This is a genomic window from Rhizobium yanglingense (assembly GCF_977109285.1).
Genome location: NZ_CDSAWY010000005.1, coordinates 1,380,106 through 1,400,089 on the forward strand (window position 1 = coordinate 1,380,106; position 19,984 = coordinate 1,400,089).

Sequence of the window (19,984 nt, forward strand, 5' to 3'; positions counted from 1 at the left end):
GCTGGCTAGCATATGCGCCGTTCCGAATGCCTTCAGGAAAAGCCTAAGATTTTAGCTTTCCGTCTTTTTCGGCTGCAAAAGCTCATCGAGAATGACGCAACCGGCGCCCACCGTGATGAAGCTGTCGGCGAGATTGAAGACGGCGAAGGACCAGCTTTCGGTGTGGAAGAGAATGTAGTCGATGACGTGGCCGTAGAGGAAACGGTCGATCAGATTGCCGAGCGCACCGGCAATGATCAGCGCAAATCCGCTATGCGCAATCCAGCGGTCCTTCGAGGTGCGATGCCAAAGCCAGATAACGAAGGCCACGATGACGATCCGCATGCCGACGATGAACCAGCCGTCCATGCCCGACAGCATCGAAAAGGCGACGCCGAGATTGTATGTGCGGTAGAGCGCCAGCATCGGGATCATCGGCACGGCTTCCTGCAATGGCAGATAGCGATCGACAGCGATCTTGACGATCTGGTCGATAGCGACCGCGACGAGAATGAAGATCAGGATCGGCAGCGGTCGCGACAGGAGCGCCGGACGGTCAAGCGTCTTTTCGGTCATTTGCCCTCGGAAAGCGAAAGGAGATGGCGCCGCGCTTCGAAAAGCATCACGGCACTTGCAACGGCGAGATTGAGGGAGTCCGCACGACCCTGCTGCGGGATGCGTGCAAGTGCGTCGGCTTCCCTAGCCAACTGGTCCGGCAGGCCGGACTGCTCGTTGCCCATGAGGAGAACGACCGGCCTCTTCTTGTAATCGATCGTGCGGTAATCGACCGAACCTGCAAGGTGCGTGGCGACGACGGCCACGCCGGCAGATTTCTTCCAGCCGATGAATTCTTCCGGCGTTGCCTTCGCAACGGGCACGGCGAACACGGAGCCCATCGTGGCGCGCACCGTTTCAAGGGAGAAGGGGTCGGTTGTTTCCCCGACGAGGATGACGCCGGAGGCGCCTGCGGCATCCGCCGTGCGGATGATTGTGCCGAGATTGCCGGGATCGCGTACCCGATCGAGCGCGATCCAGGTCTCTCCGTCCTTCGGACGGATGTCCTTCAGCGACTTCCAGCGGCTTTCGAAAATGCCGACCACCATCTGCGGATTGTCACGCCGCGTGATCGAGGAAATGATCTTTTCGCTGACTTCGAGGACGAGGCCGCCGGAGGCTACGGTTTTCGCCGCCATCTGCTCGACCAGCGGCTTGCCCTTGGCCGCCTTGGCATAGACCAGCGTGCGGATCGCCCAGCCGAGCTCGATCGCATCGATGACCAGCTTCAGGCCCTCGGCCATGAAGGTGCCGCTCTCTTCGCGCGACTTCTTGTTGGTCAGCGCCTTGATGTCCTTGATGATCGGATTGGCGAGCGACGTCACCTCTTTCACATGTCCGACCTTGTGGGGGCCATGGCCCCGATGTTCATGGCTCATTTCGGCACCCAGCGGGAGAAGAGGGAGGTCGATAGCGCGCGGCCCCGCGTCTTGCCGTCAAGGCCCGCCTCGCGGATCACGAGCTCGCCGGATTCGACCACGCCGCCTGCGCCGCGCATCGTCTCGCGCATCAATTCGTGCATCGAATAGAAGCTTGCACGGATCGAATAGGCGGTCAGCACCAGGCCAAGCGCCTGAGGCGACAGGATCTCGCGGCAGACATCGAGCATCAATGGCAGGTGTTCGAAGAGATGCCAGACTTCGCCGTTCGGGCCACGGCCGAATTTCGGCGGATCGGTAAGGATGATGTCATAGGTATTGCCGCGGCGCTCCTCACGCAGGATGAACTTCATCGCGTCTTCGCAGATCCAGCGGATCGGCAGTTTCTCCAACCGGCCGAGCGCCTGATTTTCACGCGCCCAACCGATTGCCTTCTTGGAGGCGTCGACATGGGTGACTTCCGCACCGGCCGCCGCTGCGATCAACGACGCGACACCTGTATAGCCGAAAAGATTTAGGACCTTCAGCGGACGACCGGCGGCCTCGACCTGCTCTTTCATCCAGCTCCAATGGACGATCTGTTCCGGAAACACGCCGACATGGCGGAAGGAGGTAAAGCGCCCATAAAAATCGACGCCCAGAAGATTAAGCGGCCAGGTCTCGCCGAGCGCCTCCTTCGGAAAGCGCCAGCGGCCGGTGCCTTCCTCGTCCGTATCGCCGGTAAAGATCGCATCGACCTTTTCCCAGACATGAGATGCCAGCGACGGCTGCCAGAGCGCCTGACCCTCGGGGCGGACGATGCGATAGGGGCCATATTGCTCGAGCTTGAGGCCGGTGCCGCTGTCGATGAGGTGAAAGTCGCCTGCGCCGAGGGATTCCAGAATGACAGGAACGCGCTCATGAGGACGGTCGCCCGTGCGGTCCTTTAGCGGCCGCTCGCTTGCAGCAGGCGCGGTCGCCTCCCGCACGGTCTCGCGCGCGGCCACAGGTTTGACCGCTTTTGGCGGGTGGCTCGAGCGTTCGTCATTGCGGCGATTGCCGGGGGAGCCGGCAGATTGCGCCTTATGGCCCGGCCGGCGCTCTTTCTGTCTCAACGTGATTTCCGCGTCTCAAGTTTGATAGAGCCCGTGCAAATAGCATCCCCAGTCACCTTGGCAAAGTGCTTTCCCGCTGTGATAAGTTTAGAGAATTGAAACGGGAGGATTTCGATATGGACATGACCGGCGAGGAACGCATCAATGCGTCGCGCGATGCGGTTTGGGTAGCCTTGAACGATCCAGAAGTCTTGAAGCGATGCATCCCCGGCTGTCAAAGTCTCGAGATGAGATCGCCAACCGAGCTTACGGCGGTCGTCAAGGTCAAGATCGGACCGGTCTCGGCGACCTTCAACGGTGAGGTGACGCTGACAAATGTCAACGCGCCGCAGAGCTATACGATTTCGGGTGAGGGCAAGGGCGGCGTTGCAGGCTTTGCCAAGGGCGGGGCCGACGTCACCTTGAGGGCGGAAGGTGCAGAGACAGTGCTGCAATATGCGGCAAAGGCACAGGTCGGCGGCAAGCTTGCCCAGCTTGGAGCGCGGCTGGTGAATTCGACATCGCAAAAGCTTGCGCAGCAATTCTTTGCAGATTTCAATGCTGTCGTCAGCGAAAAGGCCGCGGAATAGTCGCTATTGGCGTGGCACAGTCTTTGGCCGCTTCTAAATCGCATCCATGAATTACACAGTCAGAAATTCCCGCCCTTCGGACAATGGGCAGCTCGGCGACATTTATCTCAACGAGCGCCGGCAGACCTTCACCTGGGTCGATCCCGGCAAGTTCAGCCATGAGGATTTTCTCGCCCATTCGCAGGGTGAAATTGTCTGGGTTGCCGAAGCACCTGATGGCGAGATCGCCGGCTTCATGACGCTGTGGGCTGCGGATGATTTCATCCACATGCTCTACATCCGCAAGCAATGGCAGGGCAGGGGCGTCGGTACCGCGTTGCTGAAGGCTCTGCCGGAGTGGCCGCGCCGTACATACCGGTTGAAGTGCCTGATCAACAACAGAAACGCCAAGACATTTTATGCCGGCCGCGGTTTCGTGGTCACCGGTAGCGGCACGTCGGCTGAAGGTGACTACGAGGAACTGAGCTTTATTCCTGCCTGACGGTCGATCAGCGGGACGGCAATTGACCGGCGATCTCTTCGGCGCGGGTCTTGTGCCGGTCCGCCTCGCTGTGCCAGCGAACGGCCTCCTTCGCCTCGATTTTCGCGCGCTTGCGGTGTTTGCCCTGCGTGAACCATGTGGCGGCCGACCCGATCAGCATGCCGATAATCAGCGCGATGAAGATGAAAACGAAGAACGGCGCTGAAACCGCAAGAACCTGATCTTCGGGCCGGAAGGGGTTGAATGCCAGCGTCACGCTCTGCCGGTTGGCAACACAGAAGGTGATGAGAATGATGCCGAGCGGCAACAAAATCAAAAGGTTGATGATCTTCTTCGCCATCCGTGGCCTCCGCGCGTGGTTGCTCCGCTTCGATACGGCGCATGACTGCTCAGCAGAATAGAAAGGTGCGCGCGAGGTTCAAGCGCGATTTCGACGCAATCCGGATGAAGTTCAATCGTCGTGGTCGGCCTGGCCGGGGTTCAGCCGTTCGCGCAACTCCTTGCCGGTCTTGAAGAAGGGCACCCACTTCTCCTCGACGAAGACGGTGTCGCCGGTGCGCGGATTGCGGCCGGAGCGCGAAGGGCGGTTCTTGACGGAAAATGCACCGAAGCCGCGAAGCTCGACGCGGTTGCCCGCTGCGAGCGCATCGGTGATCTCGTCGAGAACCGCGTTGACGATATTCTCGACATCCCGGTGATAAAGATGCGGGTTGCGCGCGGCAACGATCTGCACCAATTCCGACTTGATCACGGTCGCCCCCTTAAATTATTGATTTCTTATCAATCGTGGCCAACCTGCCAAACTGAAACGAGCCCGTCAAGGAGCAACTTTTGTGGCAGAATGCCCTCGATGTCCTGGCTCTTCACGAGATCGCCATAGCCGAACAGAACTGCGAGCTTCGAAACAGCCCCTGCGAGCAGAAAAGGCGTATTGCTCTTCTTGTCCCAATCCACGACCGGAAGATCCTTGCCGACGTCCCTCCCAGCGAGATAATCCCGGATTTCCGTGTCTCCGCCGACCCGGTCGATGAGCTTGACCTTCGCCGCTTGGCGGCCGGTGAAAATAGTGCCGTCGGCGAGCTTCAGCACCTCGTCGCGCGGCAGCTTGCGGCGGTCGACAACCAAGTCGACGAACCAGGCGTAGCTGTCCATGACCATATTGTTGATCATGGTTTTGGCTTCTTCACTGGCAGCATGGAAAGGCGATGGCTCTGCCTTCAGCGGCGACGACTTGATCTCCTGCAGCGAGACCCCGAGCTTGTCGAGCAGCGGTTGGATCTGCGGATACTGAAAGATCACGCCGATCGAACCGGTGAGCGAACTTTCTCCGGCAATGATCGTATCGCCCGCGGCAGCAATCATATAGCCCGCGGAAGCGGCAAGCGTCCGGATATCGGAGACGACCGGCTTCTTCGCCGCAATCGCCCGGATCGCTTTGAATATTTTTTCGCCGCCAAAGGTCGTGCCGCCCGGCGAAGAAATGGAGACGATGACGCCTTTGACGCGGTCGTTGTCTTCGATCTTCTTCAGCCTCTCGAGCAACTCGTCGTCGTCGGTTATGAGCCCGGAAATCGTCACATGGGCAATGTGCGGCCGCTGCGTGGCGATGTCGCCTGCGACGAATTGGTAAAGAGCAAAGCCGAGCGCGACCAAGAGCACCACCGCCGCAATACGCCAGAAGCCGAGTTTGCGGCGAAGCCTGCGGCGATCCGCGATCGTCGAACTGTCCATAAGGTCCTCCAGAGCCGGCGCGCCGGCTTCATGCAACATGGCATCAGATAAGGCGACATTCCTTCTTCGGAAATGCCGATTTACCTCGTTTTCATGCCTTATTTGCTAGTTGCAGAAAAAAATCCATATTGGCAAGCTAGTGTAATAATGCGAAACGATCTGTGATCGGTGGATGTAGTCCCTATATAGGGTTGCCGATCAACAGACACGGACATGTTAATGCTCAACACATTGAACAGCAGCGGGAAGCCTGCCTTTGCCAGGCCTGGAAGCAGCGCCTATGCGGCTGCCCTCTTCCATTCTGCACGTGTCCGCCGCCTGAAGATATTGCTGCCTGTCGCTGCCGTCATCATTTCGCTTGCCTTCATTGCAGTCTCGATGGTGCGGGCTTACCTGCCCGAGAATCTCAAGATCGAGGGCGCTAAGATCGAAAACGGCAAGATCGTCATGGAAAAGCCGGCGATCGCCGGGCGCAATGCCGACGGCATCAACTATTCGATGCTTGCCGAGCGCGCGCTGCAAGACATCAAGAATCCGAACCTTATCACGCTCGAAACGATCAAGGCTGCAGTGCCGGTCAACGATGATCTGATCGCCCGCGTTGAGGCTGCCACGGCCGATTATGACCGATCCACGGACAACCTTGCGCTTCGGGACCCGTTCACGATTTTGCTGAGCAACGGTCTGACGGCGAAATTCCAATCTGCCAAGCTCGATATCAAGGGCGGCAAGATGATGACAGATGATCCTATCGAGATTCAAAAAGACGGCGCTTCGATTGTTGCGCAGTCGCTCAAGATGACGGATAAGGGGCGCGTGATCACATTCGAGGGGAATGTTCGCATGAATGTCGATCCATCCGTCATCCGTAAACAGGGCACCTAACAGCCGGGTCACTCATGACAATAGATTGTCACTTTTCACTTCGTAAGTCTGGCGTAACTCTTGGCGGCAGCGCGCTGGGGCTTCTACTGATGGCGGCGGCGGCCTTTGGGCAGGCGACGACCAGCCAGATGGATGGCCTGAAGCTCGACAGCAATCAACCGATTCAGATCGAAAGCGACAAGCTCGAGATTCACGATCAGGAGCACAAGGCCGACTTCACCGGCAATGTGAAGGTCGTTCAGGGGAAGACGACCCTTCAGGCCGGTCACATGACGGTCTTTTACAAGGCACAGGGCGGCGACGCCCAACCAAACGGCGCAAAGGCCGACGCCGGAGCGGCGTCCATCTCATCGGGCAATGCCGACATCGACCGTATCATCGTCACCGATAAGGTTTTCCTGAGTTCCGGCACGCAGACGGCGACCGCCGACAACGGCTCCTTCGACATGGCCCAACAGCTCTTCGTCCTGAAGGGTGAAAAGGTTGTGCTGTCGGATGGGCCGAACGTCTTCACGGGCTGCCAGCTCACGGTTTACATGCAGACCGGACAGGCGCAACTGGATAGCTGCGGGGGGCGCGTCCAGATTCAGCTTGATCCGAAATCCCAGAAAAAGAACTGAGACCGGCCGCCCGACGTGAAATTATTCTCGCTTTCAACCATGTTCGGCCGGGCCGGGCCGCAATCTGCCGCGGACTCTGCCGCCGGCGGAGACAAAAGCCGTTACCACGGCACGCTGATTGCACGCGGCCTGACGAAGACCTATAGCACGCGGCGTGTCGTCAACGGCGTTTCGCTGGTCGTCAGGCGCGGCGAAGCTGTCGGCCTTCTGGGGCCAAACGGTGCCGGCAAGACGACCTGTTTTTACATGATCACCGGCCTCGTGCCGGTGGACGAAGGCACAATCGAGATCGACGGCAATGACGTGACGACGATGCCGATGTATCGCCGGTCGCGCCTCGGCGTCGGTTACCTGCCGCAGGAGGCCTCGATCTTCCGCGGCCTGACGGTCGAAGAGAATATCCGCGCCGTGCTCGAAGTGCACGAGAAGGACAAGGCCGAGCGGGAAAAGAAGCTCGATGAGCTTCTGGAGGAATTCCATATCTCCAAGCTGCGAAAATCGGCGGCGGTCGCATTGTCTGGCGGTGAGCGCCGGCGTCTGGAGATCGCTCGCGCGCTCGCAACCGATCCGACCTTCATGCTGCTTGACGAGCCTTTTGCGGGCGTCGATCCCATTTCGGTGGCTGACATCCAGAACCTTGTCCACCATCTGACGGCGCGCGGCATCGGCGTTTTGATCACCGATCACAATGTGCGCGAGACGCTCGGCCTCATCGATCGGGCCTATATTATCCATGCAGGCGAAGTGCTGACGCATGGGCGCGCGAACGACATCGTCAACAATCCGGAAGTGCGCCGGCTCTATCTTGGCGATAAATTCAGCCTTTGATAGGATCGAAGGCGACGGAAATTCACCTTCCTGTCATACTTGCGCTTGACCAAATAGAATAAAAAAGCAATTTTTGGGCCAAGTTGGATTTCCGCGGCCCGAATTCTACTCGATCGCGGTTTCCCGGAGGAATTGAACGGGAGTTTCGCGTCCGCTATGGCCCTGTCTGCCAACCTTTTCCTGCGACAGAACCAATCCCTGGTGATGACGCCGCAACTGATGCAATCCATCCAGTTGCTGCAGATGACGCATTTCGAGCTTGTCCAGTTTATTGCGCAGGAAGTCGAGAAGAACCCATTGCTCGAATTTCCGTCAGATGACGCGGAAACGGGCAGTGATAACGATGCACAGGATGAGCCGTACGGCCGACAGGCCGACGATGATGATGACCGCACCGAGGCGCTTTCCGGCGACTGCTATGACAATGGCAATGACGGCAGCGCCAGCCGGCTGAGCGAAGAGCTGGACGTCAATTATGCAAATGTCTTCCAGGATGACGGGGTCTCGCCGCGGGCCGATGCGCCGGAGCTGATCAGCCAGTGGAAGTCGATGCCGGGGGGCGGCGACGGAGAGAATTACGATCTCGACGATTTTGTTGCAGGCCAGGTCTCGCTGAGAGATCACCTTGCGCAGCAGATTCCATTCATCCTGCCGGATGCGGGCGACCGGCTGATCGCGCAGCAGTTGATCGACCAGCTCGACGAGGCGGGTTACCTGCACAGCGACCCTGCCGACATCGGCGAACGACTGGGTAGCGATTCTGCGGCCGCCGAACGTGTTCTTGCCGAGTTGCAGACCCTTGATCCGCCCGGTGTCTTTGCTCGCAGCCTGGCCGAATGCCTGTCGATCCAGCTGAAGCAGAAGGATCGCTTCGATCCCGCCATGCAGGCCCTCGTTTCCAACCTCGAATTGCTGGCACGGCGCGACTTCGCGACGCTCAAGCGGCTTTGCGGCGTGGACGAGGAAGACCTGCTTGATATGCTCGCAGAGATTCGCCAGCTGAACCCGAAACCCGGCAGCGGCTTTGAAACCAGCGTTTCCGAGGCGATCATGCCGGATGTCGTCGTACGTTCGTCATCGGATGGGAGCTGGCTGGTGGAGTTGAACCCTGATACGCTCCCGCGCGTGCTCGTCAATCAGTCCTATTTCGCCCATGTTACAAAGAACGGCGGTGACTACGCGTTTCTGTCCGAATGCCTTCAGAGCGCCAACTGGCTCACCCGCAGCCTCGATCAGCGTGCGAAGACGATCATGAAGGTCGCAAGCGAGATTGTCCGCCAGCAGGATGCCTTCCTGATGCATGGCGTCGATCACCTGCGCCCGCTGAATCTGAAGACAGTTGCCGATGCCATCAAGATGCATGAGTCGACCGTCAGCCGCGTCACCTCGAATAAGTACATTCTGACGCCGCGCGGCCTCTTTGAACTCAAATATTTCTTCACGGTGTCGATCAGCGCGGTGGAGGGCGGCGATAGTCATTCGGCTGAGGCCGTTCGCCACAGGATACGCTCCCTGATCATGCACGAAAGCACGGATGCGGTCCTTTCCGACGATGATATTGTCGACATGCTGAAGAAGGATGGCATTGATCTGGCTCGCCGTACGGTTGCAAAATACCGCGAGGCGATGAATATCGCGTCCTCCGTTCAGCGGCGGCGCGAAAAGCGGGCATTGGCGAAGGTCGCGGGCTTTTGACAGTCGAGCTAAATCAACCCTTGCCTGCATATCCCAATCAGCGCGGCGGCACACCCGTTGACATTTCGGCAGTCTGCCGCTAGAAGCCCGCCGCAGTTGGCGCTGCAAACAGCGTTTGGACTTATCCCCATCATCCTCAGGGCGATTGAAGCACACGACTTAAGCCGATATTGCTTGAGTTTGCGTGAAGTGCTTGGATGAGGTCTGGCCTTGGCGTAAACTGGTACCGCAAACCACTATAAGAAGGGAAACTCCATGAGTGTGCGTGTATCCGGTAAACATATGGAAATTGGGGACTCGTTCCGTCAAAGGATCGAGGACCAAATGGACATGGCCATCACGAAATACTTCGACGGGGGATATTCCGGTCAGGTGATTGTGGAGAAATCGAGTTCGCGGTTCTCTGCGGATTGCAAGCTCCATCTTGATAGCGGGGTGGTGCTGCATGCGGCAGGCGAAGCGATGGACCCGCAGCTTGCATTCGATGCCGCTTCGGAGCGCATCGAAAAGCGTCTCCGCCGCTACAAGCGCAAGCTCAAGGATCATCATGCCGGAAACCATCTGAACGGTACGGAAGTCGCCTATACGGTCATGGACGCTGTCCCGGATCATGAAGACGAGGTCCCCGACGATTTCGCCCCGGTCATTGTTGCCGAGAGCACGAAGCAGTTGAAGACCATGTCCGTTGCGACCGCCGTCATGGCGCTCGATATGACGGATGAGCCACTGCTTTTGTTCCGCAGCCCGGGCAAGGAACATTTGAACATCGTATACCGCAGGCATGACGGTAATATTGGCTGGATCGACGCAGCCAATATCAAGAGCTGACATCCGGGCGATGAGCGGTAGCCACGCCGCTCTCCCAATCATCCGGTTTCGGCGACAGAAGGAAAAAGAAATGGCATTGGCAGATCTGCTGCACCAAGATGCGATCATTCCCGCCCTAAAGGTAAATTCGAAGAAACAGTTACTTCAGGAGTTGGCGGCAAAGGCCTCCAAGATCACCGGCCTTTCCGAGCGGGAAATTTTCGACGTCGTTTTGCAGCGCGAGCGTCTCGGCTCGACGGGCGTCGGCAATGGCATCGCCATTCCGCACGGCAAGCTCGCAAGCGTCCGCTCGATTGTCGGCGTCTTCGCACGGCTGGAAAGTCCCGTCGATTTCGAAGCGCTGGACGACCAGCCGGTCGACCTGGTGTTTCTGCTTCTCGCTCCGGAAGGGGCGGGTGCCGACCATCTGAAGGCGTTGTCGCGCATTGCGCGCGTGCTTCGCGATCACGATCTCGTCGCGAAGCTGCGTGCCACAGAATTCCGCATCGGCGATCTACGCTTTCCTCAATGAAGAGCAAGCATCGAACGCTGCCTGAGCGGCAGACGATCATCCAAGATGAAAGAGGCGCCCGGTTGTCGGACGCCTCTTTTCATGTGTGAAGACTTGTGCCTCAAAACTCTTCCCAGTTGTCCTGAACAACGGCGGCCGAACTGTGCGACTGTGGCGCAGGGCGGCGCGACACGGGAGCCGGGGAACGGTAGGCTGGCGTCGGGGTGCGCATCTGCTGCGCCGTCGAGCGCAGCGCCGCGGCGTTCACCTGAGCGGACACACGGAAGCGAAGGACGAGGGCTTTCAGCGTCTGCGCCTCGTCGTTCAGCGCAACACTGGCTGCTGTCGCCTCTTCCACCATTGCCGCATTCTGTTGGGTCACCTGGTCCATCTGGTTCATGGCCTGGTTAATTTCCTTGAGGCCGATCGCCTGTTCGCTCGCGGAGGCCGAGATCTGGCGGATGAGACCGTTGATGCCCATCACCTGCTCGGCGATCTTATGCAGCGTACCGCCAGCGCGGCCGACGAGATCGACGCCTTCCTTGACCTGGATGGCCGAGGTGTTGATGAGCGTCTTGATCTCCTTGGCTGCAGTTGCAGAGCGTTGAGCCAGCTCCCGGACTTCCTGAGCAACGACAGCGAAGCCCTTGCCCGCTTCACCAGCGCGCGCCGCCTCGACGCCGGCATTGAGTGCCAGCAGGTTCGTCTGGAAAGCGATTTCGTCGATGACGCCGATGATGCGCGAGACTTCCGTCGATGACTGTTCGATGCCGTGCATGGAGGCGATTGCTTTCTGCACCACCTCGCCGGATTTTTCCGCATCTTCACAGGCGAGATTGACGTTTTCTGCAGCTGTGCGGGCATTCTCGGCACTTGAATTGACCTGAGCTGTCAGCTCGTTGAGCGCGGCGGCGGTTTCTTCCAGGCTTGCCGCCTGCTGTTCCGTGCGCTTGGCAAGGTCCGAGGCGCTGTTGCTGATTTCGCTGGTGCCGGAGCCAATGTTCACGACGCTGACGTTCATCGTGTTGATCGTCTCTTCAAGGCTGGCAAGCGCAGCGTTGAAATCCTGCTTCAGCTTGGCGTATTCGCCGGGGAACTCCTCCGTGAGGCGATGACCGAGGTTGCCCTGCGATAGTTCTGAGAGCCCGGCACCGACGATGGAAACGATCTGGCGTTGCAGCGCGACAAACTCCTGCCGCTCGCTTTCCGAGCGGCTGCGTTCGGCTTCAGCGGCACTGCGCTGATTGTCGGCCTCTGCCTCGAGCCGTTGGGTATCGGCAAGCGTAAACCGGAATCCTTCGAGGGCCTTGGCGACGGAACCGATCTCGTCTGCGCGCTCCTGGCCGGTGACCGGCTCTTCGTACTTGCCGTCGCTGAGTGCCTTGACACTTGCAACGAGCAAGCCGAGAGGCTTTTGCACCAAGGATCGCACGGCAAAATAGAGAGCCAGCATGACCGCACCAAGGACAACAATGCCACCGGCGATCATCATGAAGGTTTGATCTCGCACCGGTGCATTGATGGCGCTGTGGGGAACATCGACGAGTACGACCCAGGTGGCATGAAGATCCGGTACGGCAAACGGATAAACGACACGATCGAACGGTTCATGGCCATCAAGGTTGAGGTTGCGAACCACACTCGGGGTCATCGAGGCTAGCGCTGTCTTAACTTCGGCCGCGGCTTCGCCGTTGCCGTAGGGTTTCGACATCAGTTCCTTCGTCGGCGCCACGATCCAGTTGCCGTTTTGCGCAACGAGAGTGACACGGCCCGAACCGAAGGGTTGCAATGCCTGCAGTTTGTCGGTGAGGGACTTGAGCGAGATGTCGACACCTTCGACACCAATCATCTTGCCGCCGGACATGACCGGATAGGCGATGGAAGTCAGCAATGTCGGAACGTCGGTGCCTTCGGCAAGATAGGGTGAGGTGATGGCGCCCTTGCCGGTGTCGGCGGCAAGTTTCCACCATTCGGCGGTATAGTCGTTGTCGAAGGTCGAAAACTGGATGGCGCCATCCCTCGTCTTCGACCAGTAGGGCGTAAAGGCGCCGTTCTTGTTCGTGCCCTCATCGAGTTTGTCGGCGATCTCGGCTGTTTTGCCGTCAAAGGCGCCGAGCTGTTCGCAGAACCAGCTTCCGAAGGCAAAGGCATTCTGCTCGAGGTTGGCCTTCAGGATGTTAATGATGCCCTTGCGGTCGAAGGTCTTGGCTTCGTGACCGCGGCCGAGGACGCCCGACATCGAGCGCGCGGCACTCGCCAGCTCGCCGACATTCGCGGCGATCTCGTTGGCGATTGATTTCGCTTCGAGGTTGGCTTGGTCCATCGTTAACGCATGAACGCGATCGCGGGTCTGGCCAATCAGGAAGAAGTTGGAAACCAGTAGGACAAGCGCGATGGCCGCGCCTGTAATGAGGAGGAGCTTTGCGGCAAGCGACTTCATGCGGAAGATGGACATGGGTTCCTCGGTAGGGGCGACGCACCGGAGTCGCATTCTCCGGCACGGGGAGGAAATGCCGCGCCGTCATGGAGCAGCCGTGACGTTGCCGGGGCCTTTTAAGAAAAGCCTGGCGATCAAAAGAAAGATCGCCGGCAATCCCTTAAATTTGAATGAAACTGTACCAATTCATTCCGCTAATATATTGAGTTGATTCATCTTTCTTCGAGTGTTCGGTCGAAATAGACAAGACTATATCTTGTTTGCGACTTCGGCGGACAAGGGAATGGATGGCTGTGCTCCGGCCTTGAGGCAGGCAAGCGAGCCGGCGACGGCGGCCCGGCGCAGCGAAGCCTCGAAATCGAGGCCTTCATCGAGGCATGCGGCAAAGTAGCCGCAGAATGTATCGCCCGCCGCGACGGTATCCACCGGCTCGATCTTCAGTCCTTTCGCTCGTGTAATGACGCCATCCCGGATTGCGATCACGCCGTCGGCGCCGAGCGTCACGATCAACGTCTGCCCAGTCTCTCCGTGCAGGCGTCTCAATGCCGTTTCGCGATCAGCCGGGTTCATGTTGTCCTGGCCAGCAAGCCGCTCGAACTCCGTCTCGTTGGCAATGACGATATCGGCGAGACGTCCAAGCCGCGGGGCGTCCGCAATGAGCGGGGCGAGGTTGAGGACGGTCGTGACGCCCTTGACCTTGGCTGCGGTCAGCGCACGCTCGACTGCCGGTGCGGGCACCTCGAACTGCAGCATCAGAGTATCGCCCTTACTCATGGTGCCGATCGCCGCATCGGCATCTTCGGCCGCGATGGTCCCGTTTGCGCCCGGCACGACGGCTATCATGTTCTCGCCGTCTCCACCAACAAGGATCAGCGCCGTACCGGTGGGTCCATCGACGTGCTTGACGCCTGCAAGGTGGATGCCCGCCTGATCGAGAAGCGCCAGCGCCGGTGCAGCGAATTCATCCTTGCCGACTGCGCCCACCATATGGACCACGCAGCCGGCGCGTCCCGCGGCTAATGCCTGGTTGGCTCCCTTGCCGCCCGCCGCCGTTGCAAAACCGTTGCCGGCTACCGTTTCGCCAGGCTTTGGCAGCCGATCGGTCGTGGCGATGAGGTCCATGTTGATGGAGCCGAAAACTGTGATCATAAAGGGTGTCCTGTCATGCTTCTCATGGCGACGGACACTGCCTGATGGGCTCACTCTTCGTCAACCACCCTGAGTTTGAGAAGGCCGGTGCGGCTTTCGACCGACTTCGCCGGAGGTCCGCTTTCACGTTCCTCCTTGAGCGCTTCTGCGCCCTCGAATTCCAGCGCTTCGATTTTTGCGCCGCGTTTGGAGAGTTTGTCAGTGGACGTGATGATCTGATCAACATCCCGCTGTGCCTGGGAAAAATGCGTCTGCAGTTTGCGCACGCGTTCATCGAGCCGCCCGAGATCATCCATCAGGATCGCTACCTCGCCCTGGATGACGTGCGCCTGCGCCTGCATGCGCTGATCCTTCAAAACGGCCTGGATGACCTGGATCGACAGCATCAGCAGCGAGGGCGAAACAATGACGATGCGGGACCGATGCGCTTTCTGGACGACCGGCTCGAAATTCTCATGAATTTCAGCGAAGATCGATTCCGAAGGAACGAAGAGAAAAGCCGTATCCTGCGTCTCACCCTGGATAAGATACTTCTCCGATATATCGCGGACATGGATCTCCATATCGCGGCGGAATTGCTGCGAGGCAAGCTTGGTTGCGTCCGCCGTGCCCGCGTCGCGAATGGCATTCCAGGCTTCGAGAGGAAACTTGGCATCGATGACGAGCGGCGGTGCACCGTTCGGCATGCGCACGGTGCAGTCCGGCCGCGAGCCGTTGGAAAGCGTTTGCTGGAAAGCATAGGCGCCCATCGGCAGACCGTCGGCGACGATGGTCTCCATACGCGACTGGCCGAAGGCGCCGCGCGTTTGCTTGTTGGAGAGGATTGCCTGAAGCCCGACGACATCCTTCGCCAGCGTCTGGATATTGTTCTGAGCTGCATCGATGACAGCGAGCCGCTCCTGCAGGCGCTGAAGGTTCTCATGCGTCGATTTCGTCTGTTCGCTGATCGTCGTGCTGACACGCTGCGACATGCCGTCGAGGCGCTGACCGATCGCCTGGTTGAGTTCGGCCTGACGCGTTCCGAAGACCTCAGCCATGGTCGAAATGCGTCCCTGCATCTCGGCCTGAATCTTCAGGAGCTCGGCCATGCGGGCATCGGCTTCCGCGGCCCGGATCGCTGCCTCCTCATCCTGTTCGCGCCGCAGGTTGCTGTTCCTGACCAGCAGGAACACGAGCACCACGACAACGACAGCGACAACGCCACCGGCAAGCGCGAGGATGGTCGGGCTGAGCCCGGCGATCGAGATTGTCAGCGATTCGGTAACATTGTTCATTCGCGCACAATAACAAACCCGCCGGCGATGGCTAGATCAAAACGTGAACAGATCCATAGCGCGATTTCGTGGACAAAGTGCCGCGGCACTGTGGCACGAAGCTCCTGAAGATCGCCGCCCGATTTTAACGAATACTCAACTATATTTTCAGAATTGTCGTTTCTAAAGAGACCTCTATCGCACCATGCGCCAGGACAGTTAGAGTATGACCGCTCAGCAATTCGAAAACGCACTCAAGCAGCGCCTTGATTTCATCGAACTCGACAGCGAGGCGAGAAAGACGATACGCGAACTGCGCCCGGTCATCGGCGAACTGATCGGCGGCGCGCTGGACAAGTTTTATGGCAAGATCGCCAGGACGCCCGCAGTGGCCGGGTTCTTTTCCGACAAGACGCATGTCGGCCACGCCAAGAAACGCCAGGAGGATCACTGGGCGAACCTTGCCGGCGGCAATTTCGACGAGAGCTACGTGAACGGCGTCACCGCCGTCGGCAGGGCGCATGCCCGCATTGGCCTTGAACCGCGCTGGTATATCGGCGGTTATGCGATCGTCATGGTAGAACTTGTCAAAGGCATCATGGAAAAGCAGTGGCCGTCACGGTTTCGCCATCAAAAGGGCAAGGCGCTTGCCGAGAAGCTCGCCTCGGTCATCAAAGCCAGTATGCTCGACATGGACTATTCAATTTCTGTCTATCTCGATGCGCTGGAAGAGAAGCGGCGCACGCATGAAGAGGAGCGTGCCAAGGCGGAAGCCGATCAGGCGATTGCGCTAGAACATTTGCGTCGCGGATTGGAAGCTCTTTCGAAGGGCGATCTTGAAGCAACGCTGCCGGCGGACCTGCCGGGCGATTTCCGCCACATGGCGGAGGACTATAACCGCGCCGCGGCGGCCCTTCGCGCCTCATTCGCATCGGTGCGCAGCAGTTCCGGCGAAATTTTAAGCGGCACTGACGAAATTTCCAAGGCGACCGACGATCTGGCGATGCGCACGGCGCAACAGGCGGCCGGCATTGAGGAGAGCTCTGCTGCGCTCCAGCAGCTCTCCGTCAGCGTTGGCCAGACCGCAGCAAATGCCGAGAAGGCATCCGGTGCGGTGCGCGAGACGCAGGAGAAGGCGAAGAGTTCAGGTGAGCTCGTGACAAGCGCGGTGTCGGCCATGGCGGGTATCGAGAAGTCGTCCGCCGAGATAGCCAAGATCATCGGCGTCATTGACGAAATCGCCTTCCAGACGAACCTCCTGGCACTTAACGCCGGCGTCGAGGCCGCGCGTGCCGGCGAGGCGGGCAAGGGCTTTGCAGTCGTCGCACAGGAAGTGCGCCAGCTCGCGCAGCGCACTGCCGATGCAGCCAAGGAGATCAAGAATCTGATCTCGGAAAGTTCCATGCAGGTGAATGAGGGCGTCGGCATCGTCAGCAGTACCGGCGAGGCACTTAGCGATATGATCAGCCGTATCGACATCATCGACCGCTTCGTCGCCGATATCGCAGCGGCAGCGCGTGATCAGGCGACAGGGGTAAACGAAGTCAGCATTGCGATCCGCAACATGGACACGATCACGCAGCAGAACTCAAGCATGGTAGAACATACCTCGGCAGAGAGCCGTCACTTGCGCGCGGAGGTGGATAACCTCGTGGCGCTGCTGCAGCACTTCAATATCCGCTCGCAGGAGCGTCAGGCGCCGGCCTCCCGCCGCGCAGCCTGACCGAATGCCGCAAATTCCGCAGGGCTGCGCAAAAAAGCACTTTCCGGAGTTTCAGGATAATTCCCTAGCTGGAAAAGATAGGTTATGGGAACGCGATGACCATCAAGCCACTTATTATTCTTCCAGATCCCGTCCTCCGCCAGGTTTCCAAACCGATCGAGCGGATCGATGCCGATCTCAAGCGTCTTGCCGACGATATGCTGGAAACGATGTATGACGCACCGGGCATTGGCCTGGCGGCAATCCAGGTCGGCGTGCCGCGCCGGATACTGGTGATCGACGTTTCGCGGGAGGGCGAGGAAAAGCAGCCGCAGGTCTTTATCAATCCGAGGATCGTCAATTCTTCCGACGAGCGATCGGTCTACGAAGAGGGCTGCCTTTCCATTCCCGACTATTATGCCGAGGTCGAGCGTCCGGCGACCGTCAGCGTCGAATATCTCGACCGTGACGGCAAGGAGCGGATCGTTGAGGCCGACGGCCTCCTCGCCACTTGCCTTCAGCACGAGATCGACCATCTGAACGGCGTACTCTTCATCGATTATATTTCGCGGCTGAAGCGGGAAATGGTGATCAAGAAGTTCACGAAGGCGGCGAAGTCGGCGAAGGGGGTCTGAGTTGCGTTGAACTATGGACGCAGCGCATACGATATCGCTGATTTCGTAAAGGAGGTGCCGTATGGGCGATCTTCTATCTCTGCGAAATCGTCATGATGGAGCGGTCTTACGCTGCCGAGCGTTTCTGGCACCGAACGAAATCAAAGGTTACATCGACATATTCGCCAGGCTGCTTGTCGCTGACCGGAACAAGATACTCGCCCTGATCACCATGCCGCGATTGCAACGGCCGTCTGCGGGCAAAGCGTGGGAGCAATGGGGCGGCCGATATCGCTCCAGGACGCTATGATCGCCGCCACCTGCCTCGCTTACGGCGCGACGCTGGCGACACGCGACATAAAAGATTTCGAAGGGCTTGATCTCAGGCTCGTAAACCCGTTTGAAGACGGCTGATCTAAAACCAGGCGAGAGAGAATGTCGTTTCGCATCATTTTCATGGGAACGCCGGAGTTCTCGGTTCCGACCCTGCGCACGCTGGTGGATGCGGGGCATCAGATTGTTGCGGTCTATACGCAGCCACCGCGGCCGGGCGGACGGCGCGGTCTCGACCTGCAGAAGTCGCCGGTGCATCAGGCCGCCGAACTGCTCGGCCTGCCCGTCTTCACGCCGGTCAATTTCAAGGAGCCGGAAGAACGGGAGCGCTTCCGGGCGCTCAACGCGGATGTGGCGGTTGTCGTTGCCTATGGACTACTGCTGCCGGAGGCGATTTTGAACGGAACGCGCAACGGCTGCTACAATGGCCATGCCTCGCTGCTGCCGCGCTGGCGCGGCGCAGCGCCCATCCACAGAGCGATCATGGCAGGCGACGAAAAGTCCGGCATGATGGTGATGAAGATGGACAAGGGGCTGGATACCGGCCCCGTCGCGTTGACCCGCGAGGTCGAGATCGGCCCGAACATGACGGCCGGCGAGTTGCACGACAAACTGATGCATGTCGGCGCCAAGGCGATCGGCGAAGCGATGGTAAAGCTCGAAATGGGTGACCTGCCGCTGACGCCGCAGCCGCAAGAGGGCGTCCTTTATGCCGCGAAGATCGACAAAGGCGAGACGCGGATCGATTTCAGCAGGGATGCAAGGGACGTTCACAATCATATCCGCGGACTTTCGCCGTTTCCGGGCGCCTGGATCGAAGTCGAGATCGGCCGCAAGCCGGAGCGGGTGAAGGTGCTGGGTTCGGAACTTGCGGACGGGCACGGTCCGGCCGGCGAAGTGCTGACGGATGAGCTGGTTATCGCCTGCGCGTCCGGAGCGGTTCGGCTGACCAGATTGCAGAAGGCCGGTGGCAAGCCGCTTGCAGCGGCGGACTTCCTGCGCGGCACGCCGCTTGCGCACGGCACGAGACTAGCCTGATGCCGCGCTACCGGATGACCGTCGAATATGACGGCGAACCCTATGTCGGCTGGCAGCGTCAGGAAAACGGTCCCTCCGTGCAGGGGGCGATCGAAGCTGCGATCCTGTCGTTAAGCGGCGAGACCGTGTCGATCCGTGGCGCCGGGCGTACGGATTCCGGCGTGCCATGCGATGGGTCAAGTGATCCATGCCGATCTTTCAAAGGAATGGTCGGTGTTCAAGTTGCAGAACGCGCTGAATGCGCATCTGAAGCTGGCGGGCGAGCGCGTGTCCATTCTGGAGGTGCAGGTGGTTGGCGAGTTCTTCGATGCCCGCTTTTCCGCCGAGCGGCGGCACTATCTCTACCGCATCATCAACCGCCGCGCGCCGCTGGCGCTCGAGGCGGGCAAGGCCTGGTGGGTGCCGAAGGTGCTCGATCATGAGGTGATGCATCAGGCCGCCCAGATCCTCGTCGGCAGGCATGACTTTTCCACCTTCCGTTCCGCGCATTGCCAGGCAAACAGCCCGGTCCGCACACTCGACCGGCTCGACGTGACGCGGCACGGCGAGCTGATCGAAATCCGCGCAACGGCACAAGAGTTTCCTGCACAATCAGATCCGCTCCTTTGTCGGAACGCTGAAGCTTGCAGGAGAAGGAAAATGGACGCCGGAGGATGTGCGTGCTGCGCTTAAGGCGCGTGACCGCAAGGCCTGCGGTCCAGTTGCTCCGCCCGAAGGACTTTATTTCATGCAGGTCGATTATCCGACGGTGATCACCGATCGGCGCAAGCGGACGCAAGAGAATGGCGATGACGATCCGTCATGACCCTGCCCATGCCAGGCCGT

The 19,984-nt window shown here is 59.3% G+C and carries 19 protein-coding genes and 3 pseudogenes; 13 read left to right on the top strand and 9 right to left on the bottom strand.

The genetic code is table 11. From position 1 onward, the window contains the following. Window positions 1-51 precede the first annotated feature (51 nt). Genes lspA through ACW4PC_RS16490 form a run of 3 tightly spaced genes read right to left on the bottom strand, consistent with a single transcriptional unit; the run spans window position 52 to window position 2,506 of the window. The gene (lspA, locus tag ACW4PC_RS16480; RefSeq protein WP_039843730.1) at window positions 52-555 is read right to left on the bottom strand and encodes a signal peptidase II; all 504 of its coding nucleotides are present in this window, start codon (window positions 553-555) and stop codon (window positions 52-54) included. Then, window positions 552-1,412 (bottom strand): TrmH family RNA methyltransferase, encoded by an 861-nt coding sequence (locus ACW4PC_RS16485; RefSeq protein WP_455874469.1) that lies wholly within the window; start codon window positions 1,410-1,412, stop codon window positions 552-554. Before ACW4PC_RS16485 ends, lspA begins: the two co-directional genes overlap by 4 nt. Beyond that, the gene (locus ACW4PC_RS16490; protein ID WP_455874470.1) at window positions 1,409-2,506 is read right to left on the bottom strand and encodes a class I SAM-dependent methyltransferase; all 1,098 of its coding nucleotides are present in this window, start codon (window positions 2,504-2,506) and stop codon (window positions 1,409-1,411) included. Before ACW4PC_RS16490 ends, ACW4PC_RS16485 begins: the two co-directional genes overlap by 4 nt. A 116-nt stretch (window positions 2,507-2,622) precedes the next feature. Between ACW4PC_RS16490 and ACW4PC_RS16495 the strand changes: the two genes are divergently transcribed. Both ACW4PC_RS16495 and ACW4PC_RS16500 read left to right on the top strand, forming a co-directional pair. Continuing rightward, a complete protein-coding gene (locus ACW4PC_RS16495; RefSeq protein WP_039843733.1) occupies window positions 2,623-3,075 on the top strand; it encodes an SRPBCC family protein in 453 nt (150 codons plus the stop codon). 46 nt (window positions 3,076-3,121) lie between these two features. Next, complete coding sequence (locus tag ACW4PC_RS16500; RefSeq protein ID WP_455874471.1) at window positions 3,122-3,556, top strand: N-acetyltransferase family protein; 435 nt, start codon at window positions 3,122-3,124, stop codon at window positions 3,554-3,556. Window positions 3,557-3,563: 7 nt separating this feature from the next. Here the strand turns inward: ACW4PC_RS16500 and ACW4PC_RS16505 are convergent, their stop codons facing one another. From ACW4PC_RS16505 to sppA, 3 genes are all read right to left on the bottom strand, one after another. Continuing rightward, window positions 3,564-3,896, bottom strand: coding sequence for a LapA family protein (locus ACW4PC_RS16505; protein WP_455874472.1), 333 nt, complete (start codon window positions 3,894-3,896; stop codon window positions 3,564-3,566). Between the two features lie 111 nt (window positions 3,897-4,007). Next, window positions 4,008-4,307 (bottom strand): integration host factor subunit beta, encoded by a 300-nt coding sequence (locus ACW4PC_RS16510; protein WP_039843736.1) that lies wholly within the window; start codon window positions 4,305-4,307, stop codon window positions 4,008-4,010. A gap of 29 nt (window positions 4,308-4,336) precedes the next feature. Beyond that, entirely contained in the window at window positions 4,337-5,287 is a 951-nt protein-coding gene (sppA, locus tag ACW4PC_RS16515; protein ID WP_455874473.1) for a signal peptide peptidase SppA, read from the bottom strand. 219 nt (window positions 5,288-5,506) lie between these two features. On the opposite strand from sppA, the gene lptC reads away from it, so the two are divergent. The 6 genes and pseudogenes from lptC (at window position 5,507) to ptsN (ending at window position 10,679) form a co-directional block, all read left to right on the top strand. Then, entirely contained in the window at window positions 5,507-6,172 is a 666-nt protein-coding gene (lptC, locus tag ACW4PC_RS16520; protein ID WP_455874474.1) for an LPS export ABC transporter periplasmic protein LptC, read from the top strand. A gap of 14 nt (window positions 6,173-6,186) precedes the next feature. Continuing rightward, a complete protein-coding gene (locus ACW4PC_RS16525) occupies window positions 6,187-6,792 on the top strand; it encodes an LptA/OstA family protein (RefSeq protein WP_455874475.1) in 606 nt (201 codons plus the stop codon). Window positions 6,793-6,831: 39 nt separating this feature from the next. Next, window positions 6,832-7,620 carry an LPS export ABC transporter ATP-binding protein gene (gene lptB / locus ACW4PC_RS16530; RefSeq protein WP_028739414.1) on the top strand — a complete coding sequence of 263 codons (789 nt, stop codon included), beginning with the start codon at window positions 6,832-6,834 and terminating at the stop codon, window positions 7,618-7,620. 156 nt (window positions 7,621-7,776) lie between these two features. Next, a complete protein-coding gene (rpoN, locus tag ACW4PC_RS16535) occupies window positions 7,777-9,315 on the top strand; it encodes an RNA polymerase factor sigma-54 (protein WP_455874476.1) in 1,539 nt (512 codons plus the stop codon). A 255-nt stretch (window positions 9,316-9,570) separates the two neighbouring features. After that, window positions 9,571-10,143 (top strand): ribosome hibernation-promoting factor, HPF/YfiA family, encoded by a 573-nt coding sequence (gene hpf / locus ACW4PC_RS16540; protein ID WP_022713501.1) that lies wholly within the window; start codon window positions 9,571-9,573, stop codon window positions 10,141-10,143. A gap of 70 nt (window positions 10,144-10,213) precedes the next feature. After that, window positions 10,214-10,679 (top strand): annotated as a pseudogene (gene ptsN, locus ACW4PC_RS16545) (PTS IIA-like nitrogen regulatory protein PtsN). 75 nt (window positions 10,680-10,754) lie between these two features. Here the strand turns inward: ptsN and ACW4PC_RS16550 are convergent. The 3 genes from ACW4PC_RS16550 to ACW4PC_RS16560 form a co-directional block, all read right to left on the bottom strand. Continuing rightward, complete coding sequence (locus ACW4PC_RS16550) at window positions 10,755-13,088, bottom strand: methyl-accepting chemotaxis protein (protein WP_455874477.1); 2,334 nt, start codon at window positions 13,086-13,088, stop codon at window positions 10,755-10,757. A 231-nt stretch (window positions 13,089-13,319) separates the two neighbouring features. Further along, complete coding sequence (locus tag ACW4PC_RS16555) at window positions 13,320-14,219, bottom strand: ribokinase (protein WP_455874478.1); 900 nt, start codon at window positions 14,217-14,219, stop codon at window positions 13,320-13,322. A 50-nt stretch (window positions 14,220-14,269) separates the two neighbouring features. Beyond that, window positions 14,270-15,493, bottom strand: coding sequence for a DNA recombination protein RmuC (locus ACW4PC_RS16560; RefSeq protein WP_455874479.1), 1,224 nt, complete (start codon window positions 15,491-15,493; stop codon window positions 14,270-14,272). Between the two features lie 205 nt (window positions 15,494-15,698). Between ACW4PC_RS16560 and ACW4PC_RS16565 the strand changes: the two genes are divergently transcribed. From ACW4PC_RS16565 to truA, 5 genes and pseudogenes are all read left to right on the top strand, one after another. Next, window positions 15,699-17,195, top strand: coding sequence for a globin-coupled sensor protein (locus tag ACW4PC_RS16565; protein WP_455874480.1), 1,497 nt, complete (start codon window positions 15,699-15,701; stop codon window positions 17,193-17,195). A 95-nt stretch (window positions 17,196-17,290) separates the two neighbouring features. After that, on the top strand, window positions 17,291-17,809 hold the full coding sequence (gene def, locus ACW4PC_RS16570; RefSeq protein ID WP_455874481.1) for a peptide deformylase: 519 nt from the start codon (window positions 17,291-17,293) through the stop codon (window positions 17,807-17,809). A gap of 258 nt (window positions 17,810-18,067) precedes the next feature. Beyond that, window positions 18,068-18,202: pseudogene (locus ACW4PC_RS16575) on the top strand (type II toxin-antitoxin system VapC family toxin); the annotation flags it as partial. Window positions 18,203-18,223: 21 nt separating this feature from the next. Further along, window positions 18,224-19,159 carry a methionyl-tRNA formyltransferase gene (fmt, locus tag ACW4PC_RS16580; protein ID WP_455874482.1) on the top strand — a complete coding sequence of 312 codons (936 nt, stop codon included), beginning with the start codon at window positions 18,224-18,226 and terminating at the stop codon, window positions 19,157-19,159. Further along, window positions 19,159-19,964: pseudogene (gene truA, locus ACW4PC_RS16585) on the top strand (tRNA pseudouridine(38-40) synthase TruA). Before fmt ends, truA begins: the two are co-directional and overlap by 1 nt. The last annotated feature ends 20 nt before the right edge of the window (window positions 19,965-19,984 follow it).